A 4479-nucleotide genomic window follows, 5' to 3' on the forward strand; every position below is an offset into this window, starting at 1 on the left:
GATTGGCAGTGAACAGATTTATGACGGCGCCATTATCAACGTTGAAAAGCAAACGGTGAAGCTTCCTGACGGGCAGACCGCTTTTCGAGAAATTGTCCACCACTCCGGTGCCGTGGGGATTTTGGCGTTGACTAAAGACAACAAGATTATCTTGGAAAAGCAGTGGCGGGCGCCCGTGAAAAAGACCACCATTGAGATTCCAGCCGGCAAGGTTGACTCGCGTGACGCTAATTTTCACGATACCGTCATTCGTGAACTGAACGAGGAAATCCGCTACGTTCCGCAAACGGTTAAAGAACTTTACGGCTTTTACTCCTCAGTCGGCTTTTCCGATGAATACATGAAGCTGTATTTGGCCGAGAACTTGGAACCGGTCAAAGACCAATTGCCGCGAGACAAAGGCGAGTTTCTTGAAATACTTGAAAAGACAATGGACGAAGCTGTGCAAATGATTGCGGACGGTGAAATCCAAGACGCTAAAACCATTACTGCCATTCAATATTGGCAGCTCATGCAAAAGTAGGTGACCATTTAATTGGCGTTCGATGATAAAGATAAAGGGTCAAAACCACTGACCCGAGAACAGTACCGCAAACTAAAATTACAGCAGCAAGAAGACTTCGAAGCCCGCGACAAACGGCGGGTCCAAGTTGAACGTGAGTATGCAAAAAGACATCAACAAGCAGCCCCAGAACCCCAAATCGAACCGCAGCCAACCAGCCGCACCCGTGATGCTGGTGAGGTGACGGCAGACTTTAAGACGCCCCGGTGGCGAAAAATCAACCGGCGGCTCAACGTGACGATTGCGATTCTGGTCAGCTTAATGGTCGTTGTCTTTTTGGTACTATTTTTTGTAAATTAAGGAGACCAATTGATGACTTACGGAATTATTTGTGCAATGGACGAAGAATTAGCCATTTTAAAAGAGGCACTTTCAAACGAACAGACTACCCATTATGGGGATGCCGACTATTTTCTTGGCAAAATTAATAATCAAAGCCTGGTATTGGTTCAATCAGGAATCGGTAAAGTCCAAGCCGGGATTACGACCTCAACTTTGATCAACGAATTTCACGTAGATGCCGTGATTAACTCCGGTTCTGCCGGTGGGATTGGGACCGGGTTATCGGTTGGCGACATCGTGGTGGCGACCGAAACGGCTTATCACGACGTGGACGTGACGACTTCGGGTTACAAAATGGGACAGTTACCTGGTTTTCCAGCCCGATTCCCAGCTTCATCAGAGCTTGGTGACAAAATTATCAAGGCTGCTCAAGCCAGTGGCGTGAATGCTCATCGCGGCTTGATTGTCTCCGGTGACCAATTTATTGCCGATACCAAACGGATTGCTGAAATTAAACAAAACTTCCCGGATGCATTATGTTCCGAGATGGAAGGCGCAGCAGTCGGCCAAGTTGCCTACCAAAACAAGGTGCCTTATGCCGTCATCCGGGCAATGTCTGATGTCGGTGATGAAGATGCGGAAGTCAGTTTCGATAAATTTATTATTACGGCCGGTAAAAAATCCGGTCAAATGTTGATTGACCTCTTTAAGAACGAATGAATGAGGAAGTGTGACCTATGAAAGAGACATATTTTGATAATGCCGCAACCACGCCTGTTTCTGATGAAGTGTACGCTGAGTTGATGGACAAATATAAAAACGTTTATGGCAATGCGTCCACACTTTATGGTCTTGGTCGTGAGTCAAAGGCGGTCATGGAAGACGCGCGTGATGTGATTGCCAAGAGTATTAACGCCGATCCTGATGAGATTATTTTCACCAGTGGGGGGTCTGAAAGTGATAATACTGCGATCACCCAGACGGCAATGGCCAGAAAATCACTGGGGAACCACATCATCACCACAGCCATTGAGCACGAAGCCGTTTTAAGGCCCTGTGAGGCACTTGAAAAGCAGGGCTTTCGAGTTACCTATCTGCCGGTCGACGAGTACGGAAACATCTCCTTAGACGATTTTAAGGCAGCATTAGACGATGACACAATCTTAGTGTCGATTATGACTGGTAATAATGAAGTTGGGTCGGTCATGCCAATTCATGAAATCGGTGAGATTTTAAAGGATCACCAAGCCTGGTTCCACACAGATGCCGTTCAAGCATATGGCTTGTTGGATCTGGATGTGCAACGCGACCATATTGATTTACTGTCAACCTCCGCCCACAAGATTAACGGTCCTAAAATGATCGGGTTTCTCTATCGGCGGACGGGTGTTAATTTCCCAAGCTTAATTAAGGGCGGGGATCAGGAAGAAAAGCGCCGCGCAGGAACGGAAAACGTCCCAGCGATCGCTGGTTTTGCCAAGGCGGTTGAAACAATTACCGCTGAAGAAAAGGCCCATCGGCAAGCAAAATATCTCCAGTTCAAGCGCACTATTTTTGATAAATTAACTGAAAACGGGGTTGAATTCCGTGTCAATGGTCGGATTACTGAAGACAACCTGAACCATGTTTTCAATATTTGGCTGAAAGGTATTTCAACGTATGTCATGCAGACCAACCTGGATTTGGCGGGGATTGCCGTTTCCGGCGGTTCGGCATGTACAGCCGGCAGCATTGAGCCATCGCATGTGTTGGTGGCCATGTTTGGCAAAGACAGCCCGAGAATTGGCGAGTCGATTCGAATCAGCTTCGGGCGGTATAATACAAGTGAGGACGTTGACAAATTAGTTGATGCAATTACAAAAATTGTTAACAGAGTTAAAAATAAGGGGGTAAAGATGTAATGGCATTCGCAAAAACAGGCAAAGTAAATGGTGACGATCAGGTTTACGAGTTAAGGGATAGCATCAAGCGGTTCACACTGAGAGATTTAGGCTTCGTCGAGGGAAAAACCGGCGTCTTTTCATTGGAAAAGTCACTGGATCCAACGTCGCCTTATAATGCCAACTACAAGTTTAAAATGAAGGTCAACAAGGACCTCGACGGCTTTAGAATGGCGATTACCACTGGAAGCGGCCTGGAAAAGGTCAATATCTTTAATAATCCGGATACACAAGCCAGTGTTGATCAATTCCAGTTTATTATTAATGATTTAATTGATAGAGATGTGATTAAAAGACAAGTGTGATAAGAACCAGGTCGTCACGCGGCGTCAGCTGAAAGGTTCGGCGATAAACGTTGAGTTTGTCACTGAACCTTTTTTGATTTGTGCAGCGGAAGACCGGATTGTGCGACAAGAAGCTGCTTGAGTACGGGGGTCGGCAATCCTTAACCGGCTTAGTTTGTGATTCCAGATTTCGCTTCAATTTTTTTCAACCTACCATTGACACCCCAGGGTAAGTGCGATAAATTAGATATTAATTAAGATATGATGATAAACGGATAAGTGATGATCACATGAACATGCTAAGTACCTGGTTCGTTTGATGATTTCTTACATATCTGAATTGTGAAAACTTACTTAGTTACGCGCTTATCACCTACCTTGATGCAACTTTTAAGGAGGACACATATACATGGCAAAACAAAAATTAGAGGACTTAGACTGGAAGAACTTAGGATTTGAATATCGTGATTTACCGTACAGCTACAACGAAGAATTCAAGGATGGCAAGTGGCAAAACGGCGGTTTGACCACCGATTCAAGCTTAACGTTCAACGAAGCGGCCGAAGAACTTCATTATGGCCAGGAAGTTTTTGAAGGAATGAAAGCTTACCGGACCAAGGATGGCAGTATTAACCTGTTCCGCCCGGATATGAATGCCAAACGGTTAAACAATTCTGCAGAACGTTTAGTCATGGAAAAATATCCCGAAGATAAATTCGTTGAAGTAGTTAAAGAAGTCGTTAAAGCAAACGCTGACTTTGTCCCACCATATGGTTCCGGCGGTTCACTTTACATCCGGCCCTTCATGGTAGGAACTGAACCAGTTGTTGGCGTTGCGCCATCATCAACTTATACCTTCCACATTTATGCGACCCCAGTTGGTGCTTACATTAAGGGGCTGCATCCAATGCCATACATGGTCAGTCACTACGACCGTGCTGCTTATGCCGGTACCGGCCAAGCTAAGACCGCCGGCAACTATGCAGGAAGTTTACTAGCAGCCAAGGAAGCTAAGGATAAGGGCTTTGCAGGTGAGCTTTACCTTGATCCTCGCGAGCATAAATACATCGATGAATTCGGTGGTGCCAACTTCTACGCAATCGGCAAAGACGGCAAGTTCTACACGCCAAAATCCGATTCAATTTTGCCTTCCATCACTAAGAAATCGATTCTTCAAATTGCCAAAGACTTAGGGCTTGATCCAACGGAAACCCACATTGACGTCAACGACTTGGATCAATTTACTGAAGCCGGTGCAATGGGAACTGCAGCCGTTATTTCACCGGTTGGTTCACTGACCCACGACGGTAAGAAGCACGTCTTCTATAGCGAAACCGAACCGGGCCCCGTTACACAAAAGCTTTACGACACGTTATTTGGTATCCAATCAGGTGACGTTGAAGATAAGTAC

General features: G+C 45.7%; 6 protein-coding genes. All 6 read left to right on the forward strand.

Annotated elements, in window-relative coordinates; all coding sequences use genetic code 11:
- Position 1 precedes the first annotated feature (1 nt).
- The gene (locus tag AB3112_RS08525) at positions 2–523 is read left to right on the forward strand and encodes an NUDIX hydrolase (RefSeq protein WP_367334291.1); all 522 of its coding nucleotides are present in this window, start codon (positions 2–4) and stop codon (positions 521–523) included.
- A 12-nt stretch (positions 524–535) separates the two neighbouring features.
- Positions 536–862: a hypothetical protein gene (locus AB3112_RS08530; protein WP_367334292.1), complete on the forward strand. Its 327-nt coding sequence runs from the start codon at positions 536–538 to the stop codon at positions 860–862.
- A gap of 12 nt (positions 863–874) precedes the next feature.
- Positions 875–1564, forward strand: a complete 690-nt coding sequence (locus tag AB3112_RS08535) for a 5'-methylthioadenosine/adenosylhomocysteine nucleosidase (protein WP_057909511.1) — start codon at positions 875–877, stop codon at positions 1562–1564.
- A 17-nt stretch (positions 1565–1581) separates the two neighbouring features.
- Complete coding sequence (locus tag AB3112_RS08540) at positions 1582–2745, forward strand: cysteine desulfurase family protein (protein WP_057909512.1); 1164 nt, start codon at positions 1582–1584, stop codon at positions 2743–2745.
- A complete protein-coding gene (locus tag AB3112_RS08545; RefSeq protein WP_084972791.1) occupies positions 2745–3089 on the forward strand; it encodes a DUF1831 domain-containing protein in 345 nt (114 codons plus the stop codon). The genes AB3112_RS08540 and AB3112_RS08545 overlap by 1 nt, the downstream gene beginning before the upstream one ends.
- Before the next feature lie 388 nt (positions 3090–3477).
- On the forward strand, positions 3478–4479 hold a 1002-nt coding region (locus AB3112_RS08550), incomplete at its 3' end, for a branched-chain amino acid aminotransferase (protein ID WP_367334293.1).

The organism is Lentilactobacillus sp., assembly GCF_040773105.1.
Taxonomy (GTDB): Bacteria; Bacillota; Bacilli; order Lactobacillales; family Lactobacillaceae; genus Lentilactobacillus; species Lentilactobacillus parabuchneri.

What these genes read in the sequence shown, in the direction of transcription:
- AB3112_RS08545 (WP_084972791.1), top strand. Translation starts at nt 2,745, where the DNA reads ATGGCATTCGCAAAAACAGGCAAAGTAAATGGTGACGATCAGGTTTAC.
- AB3112_RS08535 (WP_057909511.1), top strand. Translation starts at nt 875, where the DNA reads ATGACTTACGGAATTATTTGTGCAATGGACGAAGAATTAGCCATTTTA.
- AB3112_RS08540 (WP_057909512.1), top strand. Translation starts at nt 1,582, where the DNA reads ATGAAAGAGACATATTTTGATAATGCCGCAACCACGCCTGTTTCTGAT.